This window comes from Anaerobiospirillum succiniciproducens DSM 6400 (assembly GCF_000482845.1).
Classification (GTDB): domain Bacteria; phylum Pseudomonadota; class Gammaproteobacteria; order Enterobacterales; family Succinivibrionaceae; genus Anaerobiospirillum; species Anaerobiospirillum succiniciproducens.
This window is the reverse complement of the sequence record NZ_AXWV01000032.1, coordinates 1-17,742: the sequence shown is the minus strand read 5'-3', so window position 1 is coordinate 17,742 and position 17,742 is coordinate 1. Positions and strand designations below refer to the sequence as shown.

The following is a 17,742-nucleotide window of genomic DNA, read 5'->3' as shown; positions in this document are numbered from 1 at the left end:
GCGTACGCGTCGTTACGCTTAATGCGTTATATACGTCTAATGTATGGCACTTAGCGACATGCCAACGTCTCATGATTTTTAGATTGAGGCTAGGCAAGAATTTTGATAGTTTTGTCGTTTCTTTGATACAATGACTTGCTATTTTTTCCGCGATGTACAGGGGTTTTGACCTGTATATGTCTTTGTAACGGAGCTCTCAATGACTAAATATTTGGCCCTCGGCGCTTTTGCTTTGTCGTTACTTCTTAGTGCTTGTAGCAGTGGTCCTAATGCTGATGAAGTACCAGATGTATCTCCAGAGAACCTCTATAAAGTAGCCCAGACAACCATGGCCTCTGGTGAGTTTGATACAGCTCGTCGTTACTTAGAAGCAATCGACTCTCGCTACCCATTTGGTGACTTTACCTCTCAGGTACAGCTTGACCTTATTTACGTTTATTACAAGCAACGTGAGAGTGAGCTTGCCTCAGCTCAGGTAGCACGTTTCATCCGCTTAAGCCCAACTCATCCAAACATTGACTATGTTTACTACATGAAGGGCTTAATTGAGATGCAAAAACGCGCCGACATGTTCCAGGATTTCTTAGGCTTAGATCGCTCACAAAAGGATCCTACTGAGTTCATTAACGCGTTTAACACTTTCAGCGAGTTAATCGAGTCCTATCCTGATAGCCTCTATGTTGCAGATGCTCGTCAGCGTATGATTTTCATCAAGCGTGAGTTAGCTAAGCATGAGCTCAATATTGCTCGTTACTACTACTTACGTGGCGCTTATGTTTCTGCTGCTACCCACGGCCGCAATATCGTACATAGCTATCGTAATACTCCAGCTTTAAAAGAAGCTTTAGATATCATGATTAAGAGCTATGACAAGCTCGGCTTAAAGGAAGCTAAGGCCAACACCATTCAGCTGCGTGATGAGACCTTCCCTGAGGGCTATAGACCAAAGTTTATGGCTAACGAGACTCTGCCAGTAGATGCTGCAGGTAATGACATTAAGGGTGTTTACAACTTCGTAGTTGATGCTCCTATGGCAGACCGCATTTACTTCTGGCGTCAGTTCAAGCCAATTAATCGTTTCGAGCGTGATGCTAAGATGCGTGCTGAAGCTTTACGTCAGATTCAAGAAGAAAAGATGGCTAAGATGCAGCGTCAGAACTAATTAAATAGTTCTTTAATCTGAAAAGCGCTTGATGAATTAATTTCATTTAAGCGCTTTTCATCAAGAGTTAAACTCAGCCTTGCAAGGTAGGGGCTTAGATTGGCTCTTGATTGTGAAAAAGACACTTTTGGTGTAGTTTTAGGCCCGTTAATGCGGGTTTTTTCGTTTTTGTACCATGCAAGTTCTATCTTATGCATATGAGTTAGCAAAGATTAGTGCTGTTTACAGGCAAGTCATTTAGCTATCTGCATGCAAAGATATATGCGGCATTTTTATGAGTACCATAAGATGGCAAGTCGTGAGTTCCACTATGATCCACCGTTAATTCCATTTTTGGACATCCTCCATGAGGATAGTGACATCATGGTGGTGAATAAGCCTTCTACAATTTTGTCTGTACCAGGCAAGCTCAAGATCCATCATGACAGTATCATGTCGCGTGTTAAGAGCATGTATGAAGATGCCTTTGCCGTGCATCGCCTCGATTACGGTACCTCAGGTGTGATGGTGGTGGGGCTAAATAAGCCAGCCGTATCAGCCTTGGGTAAGCAGTTTATTTCTAGAACGGTAAAGAAGGTCTATGTAGCTTGGGTTGATGGCAAGCTTGAGGGTATTGGAGCGGTAGATCTGCCTTTGATTTTGGACATTAATAACCGTCCTTTCCAAAGCGTTAACTTTGAAGTAGGCAAAAAGGCTCTCACTTACTATGAGGCCATGTACTACGATGAGCAAAAAGATCGCACCTTTGTCCGCCTCTATCCGCAAACCGGTCGCTCCCATCAGCTGCGTGTGCATATGCAGCAGCTAGGACACTCAATCTTAGGCGATCACCTTTACGCTAATGACAGAGTGTTTGAGTGTGTACCACACTTAAACCTCCATGCATGTTTACTAAGCTTTGAACATCCAAGTACTGGTCAGTTATTACGTTTTGCAGCACCAGCACCTTTTGATATACCTGAGTCTTGTCCTATCGACCTTAACTGGTTAGATGTTGACCTTGAGCCTTTAGTGCAAAAGGTTACCAACACTATGCTCAAGCCAACTGACAGCGACGTCAAAAGCTCCGCCTCTGTTCAAGCTCAAGCTAATTGCCAAGCTGAGGCTAATGGCCAAACTCAGGCTAATGGCTAAACAGGCTAATGAGCAAGCTGAGGCTAATGGCCAAGCTCAAGCTAATGGCCAAACTCAGGCTAATAGCTAAGCGGGTTGATGGATAAGCTGAAGCTAATGGCCAAGCTGAGGCAGGCGCGATTGTCGATGACTCATGAGTCAGCAGCAGGTTTAGAAAACGCCAAAAACAAAGGCCCAGACAGCATAATGTTGTCAGGGCCTTTGTTTTAGGTCATGAGAGTGTAACTGACACTATTTTTTGCCAAGGTGGCGTTTGATAAGAGCAAATGCAGCCTGAATATCTTGAGCCTTTTGGGTATACATGCTCACCATTTCAGGAGGCAGACCCTGAGAGGCTAAGCGATCAGGGTGATACTTAAGCATCAGTTTCTTATGGGCTCTACGGATATCTTCCCATGAAGTATCTTTAGTTACTCCAAGAATCTGATAGGCGTTGTCGAGATCAGAGCTTGAGTGAGACTTGTAGCTGTATGAGTCAGATGATGAGCTGTTTGACTCATCTTGATCGTAGCCATACTTTTCGTAGTTTTCGTAACTTTGGTTGCCATAGCTGCTGTAGCTACCCTGATTACCCTGACTCTGATAATGACTTTGGCGAGACTTAGCGTATTCTCTAGAGAAGTTGGCAAACTGCATTTCGGCGATACGGACGCGAATCAATTGCTCCATGTGGTTAAGAGGAATGCCTAATGCCTGAGCTACTTCTAAGAGGCGTTTGTGTTCACCATCCTCAATTACCTGATCTGCCATGGCGATGGATACTTGAATTTCCATCAGGTATGACACGATAGTGCTAGAGCTGTTACCAAATACTGAGTAGAGTTTTTGTGCCTCACGATAAAGATCGAAATGATCTTTCTTACCTAAATTGAAGCTTTCAATAGCTAATGAGCGCATGGCATCATCAAGCTGCATCACCTTCATAAAGTACTCAGCTTGATTGATATGAGATTGATTAATGCGGCCTGCGCCACGGGATACGTAGCCCATCAAACGATAGGTAGTTTTAATCAGGCGCTCACGTGCATACGGATTGATATTAGTGCCGGTAAATGCATTACGTGCCTGTGTATGTCTTTGTACCATTTCGTTGCGTGGCTTATCGTATAAGAAATAGCCAAGGGCAAAGCCGATGAAAAAGCCAACACCGCCAAATAAAAAACCAATTAGACCGCCAATAATACGGCCTTTCCACGAGATAACATTTGAACTCATGAGTAATAAAACCTATTTGATTTCTGACCCGCTTTTATGAAATACACAATTGAGGTCATGCCTATCAAGATTAGGCCCAATTAGAAACAATAATCTTTATGCAGGAGCATGAGCTCATAATATCCTTGCTAGCCCCTGAGTATCTATATGTTCCCATGTTTAGGACAGATTAAGCTTAGTAAGCGGCATTTGCCATGATCTAAACTGCATATAGTTAGAACAAAGTGCCGCGCTTTTTACTATCTAAGCTAACACTTTTAGCTATCTAAGTTATTTCTTTAGCTATTCAAGCTATTAGTTTTATCTTCAAGGTAGACGTTTAAATCATTAAGACGCTCTACAGTACCTACATCAAACCAACGTGCACTTAGCACTGATGCTGTAATCTGTTTCTCTTCAATCCAGCGATCAAAATAAGGACGCAATGGCTCACGGCTCACTGCTCTACCTGCAAAAGCTTGGGGGTGATACCAGGCAAAACCTGCAAAGGTATAGTCAGAGCCGTAAATTAGATCGCCACTGTCTGATAAGGCAAAGTCACCTTTGGAGTTGTGGGCTGGATTGCTGGTCAAAAAGAGATGAGCAAGGCGTTGTTGCTTAGCAATTTGTTCTGGGCAAGGCAGCAGAAAATCATATGGGGTATCTAAGAAGATATCTCCATTAATCACGAGAAAAGGCTCTGATCCAAGTAAAGGCAGCGCCTTGATAATGCCTCCAGCAGTTTCAAGACCATCTGCATCCTCAGCACTTACAGAAATCTTCAGTCCAAAAGGTGAGCCATCTTGAAGATAGTCGAAGAGTACATCTTTAAGATAGGCTCCATTGACTACAAGATCAGTAATGCCAATTGCTTTGAGCTTATCAAAGTGGTGCTCAAGCAAAGTTTTTCCGCCAGCCTGCACCATAGGCTTAGGTATGGTGGCAGTGATAGGTCGCAAACGTTTGCCTTGTCCTGCTGCTAATATCATGGCACGCATAGTTTATCCTTATCCTTGCTATAACAAGTATCATCATTCTAGCTATGGCATATGCAATAAGCTAGCTTTCAGGTGCGAAAAGCCAATAATCCATTACTTTAAATAAGTGATAATTCTGGAAAGATGATGCACCAGTTTAGATCGTTAACTGTATTTGTATGTTTAATTTCTAGATATATGTGACTTGATTAACAATTAGAGCGATTCACTACTAAAGGCGTTATGTGGCTAATCTAGACTAAGTACGTTAATAGTTTTTAGTCAGTGGTTTAGCCATAAGTAGCAACATGCTTTGGTTAGGCTCTGGCCATAATTGCATGTGGAGATCACGATGTTAAGAAAGTTTGCCCTAGGTCTGTTTATTACTGCCTTTGCTTGTGCAGGTGCCAGCGCTGCCACATTTAAATATCAAGAAGAAGGCTACAGTGGTTCTCTTGAAATTAATCAAACCAGCCCTGAGAGCTATTCACTTAAGATAGACACAACTCAAGTCACTAACTTCCACACTTGTGAAATTGATAGCCGTAGTTGTTCTTTAGTCGATAACAACATTTTAATCTGCGACTTAGTCGATCACGAATCAACTCCAGTTGTGGCCAAGCTCTACGTTAATGGTGTCAAAGTAATTTCTGGTGATAGAGATGGGCTATGTGGCCTAAACGGCAACTTCTTTGGCTTATATAAGTAGGTCACTGTCCAAGCTGCTAATAAGTAGTATTGTGTACATGTGCTTCAACTCATCAAAAAAAGCGTCATATTAATTCTCAAAGCCTGCAGATTTTTATCTAAGATCGCAGGCTTTTTTGTTGAACGCTAAAGCCATATTGGGCGCATCAAAGGCCTCACGACACAAATAACGCCTCTAGCATCTAGTAGCTGAGTCAAATGAGCATGCCATATTTATCGAGGGCTGTAATGTGGCACTAAATATACACTGTAATGAGCCACTACATTTACATCCAAGGGGATATTTATCTTGAGTTTGTTTACAGGTATCAAAGGGAGTAGTGCTGAAGCTTTTAACTATGGGGGTGTATAAACAAAAGCGGCACTGACCACGTTAAAGGTGGACAGTGCCGAAGTAAGGCAGGATAGCGTAGATGCACTATGGGTAGTGTCTCTAGCAAAAAGGTAAGCGTAGCCTATGCTTTTTAAGAAATGTTAAACCTTGCCCTGAATCTTAGTCTCAAGGAAAGCTTTGAAATCTGTAAGCTCATCAAACTTAGCGCAGTTAGCAAGCAGGTAGTTTAAGACACGTGGAAGGTCTTTTAAGTATCCAGACTTGCCATCACGTAAGTTAAGTCGATTGAACAGGCCTAGCACCTTGATATGACGCTGAATTGCGCAGATGTAAACAAAGCGTGCAATGTCTGCCTCAGTTACCTTCTCACCATCAATGATGCCAGAAGCACTATAGACACGATGTAAGTGGCCTATTAACATCTGACGTAACCTATCTTCAATCTCGAAGTAGCAATCATAGGCTAAAGAGGCTAAATCGTAGCCAATTGGGCCTAAGACCATGTCCTGATAGTCAAGGATAGCTAGACGAGAGAGAATTGATGGCTCACCACCGCCTGGGGTTACGAACATGATGTTGCGGCTGTGGAAGTCGCGGTGCATAGCACGCTGCGGCTGCATAGCACACTGAGCAGCAATAAAGTCAAAAGAGCGCTTAAGTATCTCATTTTCAACATCGCTCAGCTCTAAATGTAGCGTCTTATCTAAAAGCCACTCGGTGAAGATGCCCATTTCCATCTGCATAAAGTCATGATCAAACTTAGGCAGATTTTGCATGGTCACATAATCACTCTCATCAAAGCTATATTCAGGGATGATTTGTGCCATAGAGGCGTCATCTTGTTGAGATTGTGCTTTCTTTTGAGCAATTAATGCTGCTTCTTCTTTAGAAAAAGGCATGCAACCAATCTTGGTCATCTCTACGACAGCCTTAAAGAGGTAGGCTGGCCTAAGGTCCTCTTGCAGGGTCTTGAACAGATCACGATCACCAAAGTCCTCGAGCACCATAAAGCCTTGTTCAATATCACAGGCAACAATGGCAGGGACTAGGACTTTAGAGTTCTTAAGAGCATGGTTGATTGCAAAGAACTCACGGTTCTTTTGTGTCTCGGGCGGAGCATCCATAACGATGACCGAGCCTGAGTAGGCGCTAAAGCCTTTTTTCACACCAGCCTTATCACAAAGCTCGTTGAACTTAGCCTCATCGAGCTTTAAGCGATAGTAACGGCGGAAAGAGGCGTCACCATTGAGTGGAGCTAAAGAGCCTGCGCACTGACAGCCACAATCGCAAGGGTTGCAATCAGAGCAAGGAATGTCGCAGGACTTTAAGAATGCAATTAGTTGGGAATAACGATCAGACACGTTTAAATACTAAATCCCACACTCCGTGGCCTAAACGCTCGCCGCGCTTTTCAAACTTGGTGAGTGGACGCCATTCAGGACGCGGGATATAGCCTCCAGATGGGTTGGTATTCTCAAGACCTTCAGCGGCATTTAAGCACTCAAGCATCTGCTCTGCGTACTCTTGCCAATCTGTGGCCATACGGATGTTGCCACCATGCTTTAAAAGTGGGGTGACAAGCTTTAAAAACTCTGGGTTGACTAAGCGACGCTTGTGATGGCGTGCTTTTGGCCAAGGATCTGGAAAGAAGATTTGTAAAATGTCGATGCTTTCAGGGCCTAAGCACTTAGTTAAGACCTCAAAGGCATCGTACTTAATTACCTTGGCATTGGAAATCTGAGCTTCTTCAATAAGCATCATACAGGCACCAACACCAGGTGGGTGTACTTCGATTCCGAGATAATTTCGCAATGGGTCTTTTTGCGCCATTTCAACAAAGGATGCGCCCATGCCAAAGCCAATTTCAACCACTAATGGAGCTTCACGACCAAAGATAGCAGCAGTGTCTAAGCGCTCAAGTGAGCTTACATCAACTGCATACTTTGGAGAGAGTTCTTCTAAAGCCTTGGTCTGAGCATTGGTCATACGACCAGCGCGGATGACGAATGACTTAACGCGGTGGTTCTTGTGCTCGTTATCATCGCCTTGAGCGGCACACTCGCCTTGTGAATCACAGGCTTGCTCTTGTTTGTTAAGGTCAAGTTCTTGGGAGTCTAACCCATTACGGATATCTTCAGTCATAAAGCCTTTTTTAAAAAAAACAAAAATGCCGTCGCGTTTCAGCCTTAACAAGCTAACATGTGCTTATTAATCTGAGAAGTGACGGCCAAGACAATAGAATATTCGCACTATGCACTGCAAGCGTATGCTTATGAGTATGCTCAATTATGATCTAAATTTAGATCAGCTGCAGTTCCTGCATAGCGCTCTTAATGGCGCTCTTAGTCTCATCGCTAAGTGGCATAATAGGCAGACGAACCTCATCAGAGCATAAGCCTAATAAAGATACTGCGTACTTAGCACCTGCTGGAGATGGCTCACGGAACATGAGGCCGTGGAGCTTCATGAGCTTGTCTTGTAATTCACGAGCTTCAACCCACTTATTTTGTGCAGTGAGCTCTTGAACTTGATGGACTAAGTGAGGGGCAACGTTGGCAGTAACAGAAATACAGCCTACACCACCTGCTACGTTATAGCTAACCTGGGTGGCGTCTTCACCAGATAACCAGGTAAAGTCTTCACGCTTGATTAAAGCGCGTTCAAGCCATGGTCGAGCTAAATCACCTGTAGCGTCCTTAACACCTGCAATACGTGGCAGGGTAGCAATTTTAGCTAAGGTTTCTGGCAGGATGTTAACTACTGCACGGCCTGGGATATTGTAAACAAAGATCGGCAGGTTAGTCTCGTCATGAACGAGCTTAAAGTGCTGATATAAGCCTTCTTGGTTTGGACGATTGTAGTAACCGGCTACATGTAAAAGACCATCGGCACCAGCCTTTTGAGCCTCTTGAGAGTAGTGAATGGCTTCCATTGGATTGTTAGAGCCAGCACCTGCCATAACTGGGATACGTTTTTTGGCAGCTGAGGCAACAATCTCGATAACCTTGGAGTGTTCTTCTGAGGTGAGGGTAGGGCATTCGCCTGTAGTACCTGCAGGTACAAGACAGTCGGTGCCGTTTTCAATGTGCCACTCAACCAAACGCTCTAAAGCCTGCTCATCAAGCTTACCGTTTTTAAACGGTGTAATAAGAGCAACTAGGGATCCGTGAAACTTGTGCATATCAGCTCCGTGTGGGACGAAAAGTGTCATCTAGACTAAGGAGCTAGCAAAAGCTCCTATAGCTTAATGATCCAGTGTATAGCAGGGTCAATGCACAGTGCTTGAAGCAGGGATACAAAGACTCTTGTTAATCTTGCGTACAAAGCTTCATTACAAAGGGCAGCAAGCGCCAGCATGACTATATGAAGCGAGCCATGAAATATACATGACCTTGTGTTAACAATTTTAAGCAACGCAAGGCAGTCTATAAAGATCAAATATAGCTATACGCACTGTTTTTGCGATTTTTGCGCCCTTTTACTCCCTAATTTGCACCTGATAGCGCCAAAGTTGTGCAACAATCACATTCTCGCCTTGGTAAAGTTAGTTTTTGCATCATACTGGTGCACTTACTAAGTTCTTAGTGTTTCAACCTTTAATGACAAAGGCAGCAAGGCAGTGAATATTGGATAAGCACAACGACAAAGAGCAGCTCTCCTCTCTAGCAAAATATGAAAAGCCCGCACGAGGCGGGCTTTTCAATACTATGGGCTTACATGAGTACAGCGCACTTGTAATCTCTTAGATGTCTTTGACATCTAAGAGTGTTAGCCCATGTAAGGCTCTAAGAATCAAGATAAGCTAATGAAAGCATCATTGCCTCTTAGCATTTAGAGCCTCATGTTGCGTACAACAAACTAGAGCGGCTTAAAGGTACTCTTACTTGTTGTTTTGCAGACGTAAGGTTGGGAATAAGATTACGTCACGGATGGTGTGGCAGTTAGCAAAGAGCATAACTACGCGATCAATACCGATACCCTCACCAGCAGTAGGAGGCAGACCGTGCTCTAAGGCTACAATGTAGTCCTCATCGTAGTACATAGCCTCGTCATCACCGCACTTCTTCTGCTCTGCCTGCTGACGGAAACGACCTGCCTGATCATCTGGATCGTTAAGCTCAGAGAAGCCGTTACCCATTTCACGGCCGCCAATGAAGAACTCAAAGCGATCGGTGAAAGCTGGGTTTACGTCAGAACGGCGAGCTAATGGAGAAATCTCAGCTGGGTACTCAGTAATGAAGGTAGGCTGCTGTAACTTAGACTCAGCAACTTCTTCGAATAAGGCAGCAATGTAGTGACCTAATACCCAACCCTTATTCATCTCAACGTGCAGCTTCTTACACCACTCGCGTGCCTTGTCCTCATCTTCAAGATCTTCCATAGTGATCTTGCCATCAGAGTACTTAACAATAGCCTCACGCATGGTCAGACGCTCAAATGGCTTAGCAAAGTCGAGGTCTAAGCCCTCTTCGCCTTCCTTGCCATAGTGAACCTTGGTATCGCCTAAAACATCTAAGGCCATCTTACGGAAGAGGTCTTCAGTAAAGTCGATGAGATCGTTGTAATCATGATAGGCCATATAGAACTCAATCATGGTGAACTCTGGGTTATGACGAACGTCGATACCCTCGTTACGGAAGTTACGGTTGATCTCGTAAACACGCTCAAAACCACCCACAACCAGACGCTTTAAGTAAAGCTCTGGTGCGATACGTAAGTACATGTCCATATCGAGGGCATTGTGGTGGGTGATAAATGGCTTAGCGTTAGCACCACCTGGGATGACGTGCATCATAGGAGTTTCAACTTCCATGAAGCGAGCCTCATCCATGTAACGGCGGATAAAGGAAACAATCTTAGTACGGATCTGGAATGCACGACGGGACTCTTCGTTAGCAATCAGGTCTAAGTAACGCTGACGGCAACGTGCCTCTTGATCTACTAAGCCCTTGTACTTCTCAGGCAGAGGACGCAGAGCCTTTACTAACAGACGCAGTGAGGTAACGTGCAGGGTAAGCTCACCAGTCTTGGTCTTGAAGGCATAGCCAGTAACACCAATGATGTCACCTAAGTCTAACTTCTTGAAGAGCTCCTGGTACTGACCCTCTGGCAGAGCATCGCGGGTAACGTATACCTGAATCTTACCGCCCATATCCTGTAAGGTAGCAAAAGCAGCCTTACCCATGATGCGGCGGGTCATGATACGACCAGCGATAGTGTAGGTGTTCTTCTCTTGCTCAAGGGTGTCAGCATCTTTATCTGCGTTAGCCTTGACGATGTCGCAAGAAATGGCATCACGGTGGAAGTCGTTTGGATAGGCTTGGCCTTGCTCACGTAAAGCAGCAAGCTTCTCGCGGCGCTCAAGAATTTGAGAGTTGGTGTTCTCAGTGTTTGGAGTAGTAGCCTGAGTCATGGTCGTTATGGATCCTGGTTAAAAGGCTTAAAAAATTCTGTAAAGATAATCTTATGCCTTACAAGAGCATCTAGATTATCTTGTTTAAGGCTCTATCAAGCACATACACTATTGATGCACTTACTATCAGTATGTTTGACCTTGTAACTTACCTAAGTTACAGGACTGATAAGAGCACAGTGAATTTTGTTGCGTGTATGGACTTAGCTTTAATCGTACAAATAGCCTTAACTATAGGCCTTGCTTTAAGCTTGCCTCAATAAATTGGTCAAGGTCTCCGTTTAAGACCTTGGTAGTGTCACGACATTCAACGTTGGTACGTAAGTCTTTAACACGGGCGTCATCGAGCACGTAGGAGCGAATTTGAGAGCCCCAGCCGATGTCGTCTTTACTATCTTCGATGGCTTGTTGTTCACTGCGTTGTTTGCGCAGCTCTAATTCATAGAGCTTGGCACGCAATTGCTTCATAGCCTGATCGCGGTTTTGAAACTGCGAACGCTCATTTTGGCAAGAGACCACAATGCCTGTCGGAATGTGAGTAATACGTACTGCTGATTCAGTCTTGTTTACGTGCTGACCACCGGCACCTGAAGAGCGGAATACATCGGTCTTAAGGTCGGCAGGGTTGATATCAATGGTGATATTGTTGTCGATTTCAGGGTAAACGAAAGCTGAGCAAAATGAAGTATGACGACGGTTATTTGAGTCAAATGGTGATTTACGTACTAGGCGGTGAATGCCTGTTTCGGTACGTAGCCAGCCATAGGCATATGGGCCCTCAAACTTAACAGTGGCTCCTTTGATGCCTGCAACTTCACCTTCAGTAAGGTCGGTTACAGTGCACTTAAAGCCGTGTTTTTCACCAAATTTGACGTACATGCGCATGACCATCTCAGCCCAATCTTGAGCTTCGGTACCGCCTGAACCTGACTGAATATCTAAGTAGCAGTCGGAATTGTCATGCTCTTTGGAGAACATTCTTTCGAACTCTAAAGTCTCTACTTTTTGTTCTAAAGCATCGCACTCAGCGACTGCCTCATTGAGAGTGTTCTCATCATTCTCTTCTGTGCCTAGCTCATAGAGCATAGCCACATCTGAAAGTCCGCTGTCAATGTCATCAAAGGTTTGAATGACATGCTCTAAAGTCTGGCGCTCTTTACCAAGAGCTTGTGCTTTTTCAGAATCACCCCAGACCTCTGGGTCTTCCATCAGACCGTTTACCTCTTCCAAGCGCTCGCGTTTGGAAGCTAAATCAAAGATACCCCCTGAGGGAATCAGTACGTTCTTGCAAGTTATCAAGGCGCGTTTGTAAAGAAATGTTGTCTAACACTTTGTATTCCCGTGAAAAAAGTGCGATCAATGTCAACAAAATTCAAAAGGGGATTATAACAAAAAGCCCGCGTTAAAGCCGCACAAAAACAAGGAATGCTACAGAAAAATGCTAGAATCTCTAATTGAGTTGCTGCTCTTTAGTTGAGTAGAGTATGCATCTGACACAACAATACGTACTCTCAACCGTACTTATGCCTTGTCACGCAAAGTAGCTCAAGAGTGTAGATGTATCTACTAAGTAGATGCAAGCTAGTTATTTATGTGCATAAATTAGTATATAGCTAGGCTCATACAGTGCTAAAGTAGCCTAAAGCTTGTATGTACAGCGTATGACAAAAGCAAATTTTTGCTCTAGCTAAACTTGCAGCTAAGGTAGGATGAGATTAGGAGAAAAAAATGTTAGCTGACGATATCAAAGTTTCTGTTGAAATGGCCTTAAGAGAGGACTTGGGCGGTAAGGTAGACCCATCATTAGATGTTACTGCTCAGCTTATTCCTGCAGACCACGTCAATGAGGCTACTGTTATTACCCGTGAGAGCGGTATCTTCTGCGGCAAAGAGTGGGTTGAAGAGGTATATCGTCAATTAGGCAACAAGGTTGAGATTACCTGGTTTGTAAAAGACGGCGACGCGGTAGAGCCAAACCAAAAGCTCTTTAGCCTCAAGGGTGATGCTCGTACCATGCTCACTGCTGAGCGTACTACCTTAAACTTTGTTCAGACCTTATCTGGTACTGCAACTTTAGTTAATCAGTACGTGAAGGCTATGGGCGATACCAAGACTCAGCTTTTAGATACCCGTAAGACCGTTCCAGGCTTACGTACTGCCTTAAAGTATGCAGTAACTGTAGGCGGTGGTCATAATCACCGTATTGGCCTTTTTGATATGTACCTCATCAAGGAAAACCACATCATGGCTTGTGGAGGCATCTCCAAGGCTATCGCTAAGGCTCATGAGCTGACCCCTGGTATCAAGGTTGAAGTTGAGGTAGAAAGCCTTGAGGAGCTCAAGGAGGCTTTAGCAGCTAAGGCTGACATCATCATGCTCGATAACTTCAAGTTCGAGGACATGATTGAGGCCGTTAAGATCACCGCTGGTCAGGCTAAGCTCGAGATTTCTGGTAATGTAAACTTAGAGACCATTGGTAAGTATGCAACTACTGGTGTAGATTTCATCTCAGTAGGCTCCTTAACTAAGCACGTACGTGCCATGGACCTCTCCATGCGCTTTGCTAAGGACTAGGCTAGACAAAAGCAAGTCTAAGCAGTAGCTAAAATAGACTATGCTAGTGCCAATAAAGTCTAAGCAAGAGCTAAGAAAGCAGCGGCCTTAGCATGCATTCATGCATGCATGCTAAAGCGCCGCTACTTAGCTTACAAAGAAAAAGCCCTGTTAGCATTAACAAGGCTTTTTCTTTGGATTAAGCCTATGCCAATCTTAAAGCTATGTGCCTCCTGCAGCTACAGCTGCATGAGAAGCGTTGCTGCACTCGCTGCAAGGCTGCAGCGATGAGAGTGTTACTACGTGGCTATGGCCGCAGCCATGAGAGTGTAGCTACGTGGCTTTAGCCGCAGTGATGAGACTGTCACTACGTGGCTATGGCCGCAGCCATGAGGGCTGAGCAGTTTGTCTATAGCTGCTAGTTGATGGTCTCGATGTTCACACGAGGCATAATGCGGCAGACTAACTCATATGGAATAGTATTGGCTAAAGCAGCAATACGCTCTACAGGCAGACCATCGCCCCACAATATCACTTCATCACCGATCTTATCGGTACTCTCTGGTCCTAAGTCGACAAAGAGCATATCCATACAGACGTGGCCTGCGGTTGGGACGTTGCGACCATTAATGCGTACTGGTGTGCCATTAGGCATAGAGCGAGGGTAACCATCGCCATAACCAGCTGCAACAATACCAATAACGGTGTCATATGGGGCTGTCCATGCAGCACCATAGCCAACCATTGCGCCCTTTTTAACTTTGCGCATAGCAATGAGGGAGCTTTTTAAAGTCATCACAGGGGTAAGACCTAAATCTGAGCCAGTACGATCGGCAAAAGGTGAAATGCCGTACATAATGATGCCAGGACGTACCCACTGAGTTCGAGCATTTGGACAAGCAATGATGCCTGCACTGTTAGCTAAACAGATATCACCACTAAAGCACTTAGCTACTTTATTGAAGTATTCAATCTGCTGCTGATTGTACTCATCCTTTTCAGGGGTATCGGCAACGCTTAGATGGGAGATAAGGCCGATTGGTTTGGCAACCTTGTCAGAGCTCTCTAAAAGCTGCTTCATCTTGGCCACTTCGTCTTCAGCAGCACCTAAGCGATGCATGCCAATATCAATCTTTAACCAGGCATTAATAGGCTTGCTGATGTGGCTTTGCTCAATGGCTTTAATCTGTTCCATATCATGGACAGCAGTATAAAAGCCGTGCTCTGAAATAACAGGGATATCCTCAGCGTTTAAAAAGCCCTCTAGTAAGATAATCTTCTTTTTGATACCAGAGAGTTTAAGCTCCATAGCCTCAGGCACACGGGCCACAGCAAAAGCTTCAACGTAAGGCTCTAAGGTGCGGGCGACTTGAACTAAGCCATGACCATAAGCATTGGCCTTTACCACCGCGACCAGATTTGACTCAGGCACTTTTGATCTAATGAGCTTAAGGTTGTCAACTAAAGCCTGACGGTTAATGACTGCGGTTACTGATTTCATTTTGTAATACGCCGATGATGCTATGCTATTAGAAAAAAGTGCATGGACATAATCGCAAGTTATTACGAGCATGTCCTTACACTTTTGTACTGCCTCATCAATGAGGCCTGTCTATTGTACAAGATATGCTCATAAGGGTCTTACTATTTCTTATTCAAGTGCAAAATAGCACTGCACCATAACGTTTAGTCTCATAAAGAAAAAGAGAGCTAAGGGCAAAGAGAATCTGTTGCCCAAGATAAAAGAGAGCTAAGGGCAAAGAGAATCTGTTGCCCAAGATAAAAGAGATGCATGCCTAGCCAATGTAAATGGTCACACTTAGCCTTAGCGGCCATATCCAAGGCAAGTTAAGCGTAGGTAGATATGTGGCAGGCAAGCTTGGGATTTTAAAGATGTGCTCTTAGAATGCTCAAAGTATGTGGAGCAATTAACAGTAGATGGGCTACATATACTAGCGACAACTACCAGATGAGATCTGGCAGTTGTGATGGTAGTAGTTAATGATGCCTAGCTGTAGGCGATGACATCTGATGTTGGGACAGGGGCAGCATTATCGAAGTTGGCCTCAGCATAGCCCTTGTCGTAGAAGGCAGTGTACTCACCGATAAAGTGAAGATCGATGTCAGCAATGGCACCGTTACGGTTTTTGCCAATGATTAAGGTAGCCTCATTAGAGTTGTCATGACCGCCAGGACCTGGACCATAAATAGCCTCACGCTGCAAGAACATAATCATATCAGCATCCTGCTCTAACGAACCTGACTCACGCAGATCGGAGTTTAATGGACGGTGATCTTTTCGGCTATCAACTTCACGATTAAGCTGTGCTAATGCAAGAACTGGCACTTTAAGCTCTTTTGCAAGCATCTTTAAAGAGCGTGAGATCTCAGCAATTTCTAAGGTACGGTTAGCTGCTTTACTTTGAGCACGCATTAACTGCACGTAGTCGATCATAATGACGCTAAGACCGCCATATTCATTGGCAAGCTTACGAGCACGACTACGTAGCTCTAATGGAGTTAAATCAGAGCTATCGTCGATATACAGCTTGTCCATATAGCGATCTTGAGGCAGCACCATAGTAAGCATTTTGAGCTTACGAATAATGTCAGACCAGTGGGTATTGTTTACCTTACCTGATCTTAAGTCATTCATACTGATGCGACCAAATGTGGACAGAAGACGCAAGAGGATCTGTTCTGTAGGCATTTCAAGCGAGAAGACTAATGCAGGCTTAGTAACATCTGGATTCATGGCGATATTGGCCACGATGTTCATCGCAAAGGATGTCTTACCCACAGAAGGTCGTGCGGCAATAATATTAAGCGAGCCAGGCTGCAAACCTTGAGTAATATTATCTAACTCCGCAAACCCGCTTGGCACACCCGACATCATATTTGGGTTGCGCATGTCCTTCTGGATTTTTTCGAGTAATTCTACGGCCTGAGCTACTACAGGTTTAGGACCTTCATTATTGTTATTGGAGTTTTCAACTAGCTCAAAGATAGAGCCTGCAGCCTTATCGTAAATCTCTTTAACGGACAGACCATTAGGCTCATAGCACATGTTAATGATGTCTTCGCTCAGCTCAATCATGGCGCGACGTCGAGCTTTATTGCGGATAATTTGCGCAAACTCAATCACAGCTGATGTAGGCAGGCTAATGCCTGTGATCAAGCTTGCGATATAGCTATAGCCACCTGCTTTGTCGAGATTGCCGTCGGTCTCAAGCATGTCACATAAGACAGTACGGTTAAAGTCATCTGAAGATGCAGAGCGCTGCAAGATGGTCTTGTAGATAAGACGGTTCTTGTTTGAGATGAACTCTTCTTCGTTTAAAGCACCTACTGTCTCTGATACTTTTGAGAGCAAAGTGCCATCCTGGATCAGGGCTCCTAAGAAGCTACGCTCAGCATCGAGGTCTTTAGGTGTGTCTCTAGAGACTGACTGGCTGCTACCATAATCACTCATTTAGGCAACTCCTGATCTAAAGAAAAGTTGAACAAACTAAAAGCACAGGCCTTAATCTTGAGATCTCAAAGTGATGCGATCTCTTAGTATTGTGATCTTAGATCCTGCTTTTAATATCTTGCTGTGTGCAGCTATATAGCCATTATTGTATATGAGATCGCTAGAGTCTAAAAATGACCAAGATCTCTATGTGTAAAGGCTAGATTGTTAAAAGCATGTATATCTTGTTTATGTGCTAAAACAAGATAAATATCAGCGTTTTTTAGCAAAAGATGGATCTAGTAGTGATCCTCTTCGTGTTTGCGGGGCCACTATCTTAGGATCTTGGAAAGGCTCTGACAAGGTATATTTTTTTTGATTTTCAGTGAACTTTTCTAGGCAGTTGCAGATGCTTGTAAGTACCGTAAATGATCTCCACTGAGATCTTTTAAACAATCAAAATATCAGGTCTTGCATGCCTATATGGTGCACATCATGGATACGATCTCTTGCATAAGCAATGAGGTGATATGAAATGCTTTTGTGGCAATTGAGGTTGCTGATCTTAAACCGAAAGCCAATTTCAAAATGACAAATCTTTAAAAGATAGCGGATAAACAAATAGCAAACACTCAAGACGCAATAAGGGCGTTGAGTAAAATTTGTTTGTTTAAAGGGGATTGTGAACGAGGTGTTCAAGATTGAGCGAAAGCTCGAGAGGAGTGGCGCACCCGAAGAGATTCGAACTCCTGACCGATCGGTTCGTAGCCGATTACTCTATCCAGCTGAGCTACGGGTGCGCAGATTTGATTTACA

13 protein-coding genes and 1 tRNA gene are annotated in these 17,742 nt (G+C 44.1%); 4 read left to right on the top strand and 10 right to left on the bottom strand.

Going from position 1 to position 17,742, the window contains the following annotated elements:
- The first annotated feature begins 199 nt into the window (after positions 1 to 199).
- Together H524_RS14440 and H524_RS14435 are read left to right on the top strand one after the other, a co-directional pair.
- Positions 200 to 1,162: an outer membrane protein assembly factor BamD gene (locus tag H524_RS14440; protein ID WP_052338932.1), complete on the top strand. Its 963-nt coding sequence runs from the start codon at positions 200 to 202 to the stop codon at positions 1,160 to 1,162.
- Positions 1,163 to 1,423: 261 nt separating this feature from the next.
- Positions 1,424 to 2,296, top strand: a complete 873-nt coding sequence (locus H524_RS14435; protein ID WP_245580443.1) for a pseudouridine synthase — start codon at positions 1,424 to 1,426, stop codon at positions 2,294 to 2,296.
- 231 nt (positions 2,297 to 2,527) lie between these two features.
- Here the strand turns inward: H524_RS14435 and djlA are convergent, their stop codons facing one another.
- Positions 2,528 to 3,511, bottom strand: a complete 984-nt coding sequence (djlA, locus tag H524_RS0105625) for a co-chaperone DjlA (RefSeq protein WP_027939523.1) — start codon at positions 3,509 to 3,511, stop codon at positions 2,528 to 2,530.
- Between the two features lie 278 nt (positions 3,512 to 3,789).
- Positions 3,790 to 4,488 (bottom strand): nucleotidyltransferase family protein, encoded by a 699-nt coding sequence (locus tag H524_RS0105620; protein ID WP_027939522.1) that lies wholly within the window; start codon positions 4,486 to 4,488, stop codon positions 3,790 to 3,792.
- A 331-nt stretch (positions 4,489 to 4,819) separates the two neighbouring features.
- On the opposite strand from H524_RS0105620, the gene H524_RS0105615 reads away from it, so the two are divergent.
- Positions 4,820 to 5,176: a hypothetical protein gene (locus H524_RS0105615; RefSeq protein WP_027939521.1), complete on the top strand. Its 357-nt coding sequence runs from the start codon at positions 4,820 to 4,822 to the stop codon at positions 5,174 to 5,176.
- Between the two features lie 473 nt (positions 5,177 to 5,649).
- On the opposite strand, the gene H524_RS0105610 is transcribed toward H524_RS0105615, so the two are convergent.
- The 5 genes from H524_RS0105610 to prfB all read right to left on the bottom strand — a co-directional run bounded on the left by H524_RS0105610 (position 5,650) and on the right by prfB (position 12,252).
- Positions 5,650 to 6,870 (bottom strand): aminoglycoside phosphotransferase family protein, encoded by a 1,221-nt coding sequence (locus H524_RS0105610; protein WP_027939520.1) that lies wholly within the window; start codon positions 6,868 to 6,870, stop codon positions 5,650 to 5,652.
- Positions 6,863 to 7,651, bottom strand: a complete 789-nt coding sequence (trmB, locus tag H524_RS14430) for a tRNA (guanosine(46)-N7)-methyltransferase TrmB (protein ID WP_084281671.1) — start codon at positions 7,649 to 7,651, stop codon at positions 6,863 to 6,865. The genes H524_RS0105610 and trmB overlap by 8 nt, the downstream gene beginning before the upstream one ends.
- 157 nt (positions 7,652 to 7,808) lie before the next feature.
- On the bottom strand, positions 7,809 to 8,690 hold the full coding sequence (gene dapA, locus H524_RS0105600; RefSeq protein WP_027939519.1) for a 4-hydroxy-tetrahydrodipicolinate synthase: 882 nt from the start codon (positions 8,688 to 8,690) through the stop codon (positions 7,809 to 7,811).
- Positions 8,691 to 9,389: 699 nt separating this feature from the next.
- On the bottom strand, positions 9,390 to 10,922 hold the full coding sequence (lysS, locus tag H524_RS0105595) for a lysine--tRNA ligase (protein ID WP_027939518.1): 1,533 nt from the start codon (positions 10,920 to 10,922) through the stop codon (positions 9,390 to 9,392).
- A gap of 231 nt (positions 10,923 to 11,153) precedes the next feature.
- Positions 11,154 to 12,252 (bottom strand): peptide chain release factor 2 gene (prfB, locus tag H524_RS0105590; RefSeq protein ID WP_169726132.1). Its coding sequence is split into 2 segments (ribosomal slippage): positions 11,154 to 12,176 and positions 12,178 to 12,252, totalling 1,098 coding nucleotides; the frame shifts between segments, so codons are not numbered across the junction.
- A 398-nt stretch (positions 12,253 to 12,650) separates the two neighbouring features.
- On the opposite strand from prfB, the gene nadC reads away from it, so the two are divergent.
- Complete coding sequence (gene nadC / locus H524_RS0105585; protein ID WP_027939516.1) at positions 12,651 to 13,496, top strand: carboxylating nicotinate-nucleotide diphosphorylase; 846 nt, start codon at positions 12,651 to 12,653, stop codon at positions 13,494 to 13,496.
- A 397-nt stretch (positions 13,497 to 13,893) separates the two neighbouring features.
- Here nadC and alr read toward each other — a convergent pair whose 3' ends face one another.
- From alr to H524_RS0105565, 3 genes are all read right to left on the bottom strand, one after another.
- A complete protein-coding gene (gene alr / locus H524_RS0105575; RefSeq protein WP_027939515.1) occupies positions 13,894 to 14,976 on the bottom strand; it encodes an alanine racemase in 1,083 nt (360 codons plus the stop codon).
- A 507-nt stretch (positions 14,977 to 15,483) separates the two neighbouring features.
- Positions 15,484 to 16,947 (bottom strand): replicative DNA helicase, encoded by a 1,464-nt coding sequence (gene dnaB, locus H524_RS14425; protein ID WP_044121569.1) that lies wholly within the window; start codon positions 16,945 to 16,947, stop codon positions 15,484 to 15,486.
- A gap of 702 nt (positions 16,948 to 17,649) precedes the next feature.
- A tRNA-Arg gene (locus H524_RS0105565) sits at positions 17,650 to 17,726 on the bottom strand.
- Positions 17,727 to 17,742 lie beyond the last annotated feature (16 nt).

What these genes read in the sequence shown, in the direction of transcription:
- H524_RS14440 (WP_052338932.1), top strand. Translation starts at nt 200, where the DNA reads ATGACTAAATATTTGGCCCTCGGCGCTTTTGCTTTGTCGTTACTTCTT.
- H524_RS14435 (WP_245580443.1), top strand. Translation starts at nt 1,424, where the DNA reads ATGCGGCATTTTTATGAGTACCATAAGATGGCAAGTCGTGAGTTCCAC.
- djlA (WP_027939523.1), bottom strand. Translation starts at nt 3,511, where the DNA reads ATGAGTTCAAATGTTATCTCGTGGAAAGGCCGTATTATTGGCGGTCTA.
- H524_RS0105620 (WP_027939522.1), bottom strand. Translation starts at nt 4,488, where the DNA reads ATGCGTGCCATGATATTAGCAGCAGGACAAGGCAAACGTTTGCGACCT.
- H524_RS0105615 (WP_027939521.1), top strand. Translation starts at nt 4,820, where the DNA reads ATGTTAAGAAAGTTTGCCCTAGGTCTGTTTATTACTGCCTTTGCTTGT.
- trmB (WP_084281671.1), bottom strand. Translation starts at nt 7,651, where the DNA reads ATGACTGAAGATATCCGTAATGGGTTAGACTCCCAAGAACTTGACCTT.
- dapA (WP_027939519.1), bottom strand. Translation starts at nt 8,690, where the DNA reads ATGCACAAGTTTCACGGATCCCTAGTTGCTCTTATTACACCGTTTAAA.
- lysS (WP_027939518.1), bottom strand. Translation starts at nt 10,922, where the DNA reads ATGACTCAGGCTACTACTCCAAACACTGAGAACACCAACTCTCAAATT.
- nadC (WP_027939516.1), top strand. Translation starts at nt 12,651, where the DNA reads ATGTTAGCTGACGATATCAAAGTTTCTGTTGAAATGGCCTTAAGAGAG.
- alr (WP_027939515.1), bottom strand. Translation starts at nt 14,976, where the DNA reads ATGAAATCAGTAACCGCAGTCATTAACCGTCAGGCTTTAGTTGACAAC.
- dnaB (WP_044121569.1), bottom strand. Translation starts at nt 16,947, where the DNA reads ATGAGTGATTATGGTAGCAGCCAGTCAGTCTCTAGAGACACACCTAAA.